1 protein-coding gene is annotated in these 849 nt (G+C 77.1%); it reads left to right on the top strand.

Annotated elements, in window-relative coordinates:
• A partial coding sequence (locus QHF83_RS53360; protein WP_348980548.1) for a hypothetical protein occupies positions 1 to 849 on the top strand: 849 nt, incomplete at both ends.

Genomic DNA, 849 nt, shown 5'->3' with positions numbered 1-849 from the left:
GCAGGCCAAGGCCGGCGGGGCGGACGGCGCGGCGGCGGGCGCGGACGGCGCGGCGGCGCCCGAGGGCGAGGCGGCGGCTCCGGAAGGGGAGGCGGCAGCGGCTCCGGGCGGCGCGGAGGCGGCTGCGGATGCCAAGGCAGAGGTTCCGGATGCCAAGGCGGCGGTTCCGGATGCCAAGGCGGCGGCTCCGGATGCCAAGGCGGCGGCTCCGGATGCCAAGGCGGCGGTTCCGGATGCCTCGAAATCGGCGCCGGACGTCTCGAAACCGGAACCGGGCGCCGATGTAGCGGCGGGGGCCGCCAAGGTACCGGATCCGGCTGCCAAGGTAGCGGCGCCGGCTGCCGATGTAGCGGCGCCGGCTGTCAAGGTACCGGATCAGGCCGCCAAGGTAGCGGCGCCGGCCGCCAAGGCGCCGGATCAGGCCGCCAAGGTAGCGGTTCCGGCCGCCCCGAAGGAGGCGCCGGCCGCCAAGGTAGAAATTCCGGCCGCCCCGAAGGAGGCGCCGGCCGCCAAGGTAGAAATTCCGGCCGCCCCGAAGGCGGCGCCGGCCGCCAAGGTGCCGGATCAGGCCGCCAAGGTAGACGTTCCGGCCGCCAAGGCGGCGCCCGGCGTGCCGGAAGGCAAGGTTCCGGCGCCCCCAGGCAAAGCCGCGATGCCGGAAGGCAAACCGCAGGTGCCCGAAGGCGCCATGCCCGGGGCGCCGAAAATCGGCGAAAAGGCCGCCGTTCCTCCCGCCCCCGCGCCGCAGGCCCCCGCGCCTCCCGCTCCGGCGGACGTGGCCCCCTTCGCGCCCGCCCCGAAGCCGCCGGCCGCGCCCGCCGTCCCCGCCGGCGCGAAACCCGCGCCCGC

Origin of the sequence: Polyangium sp. 15x6 (assembly GCF_029960785.1) — a bacterium.
In the GTDB taxonomy this organism is placed as follows: Bacteria; Myxococcota_A; Polyangia; order Polyangiales; family Polyangiaceae; genus Polyangium.
This window is presented reverse-complemented; position numbering and strand designations above follow the sequence as displayed.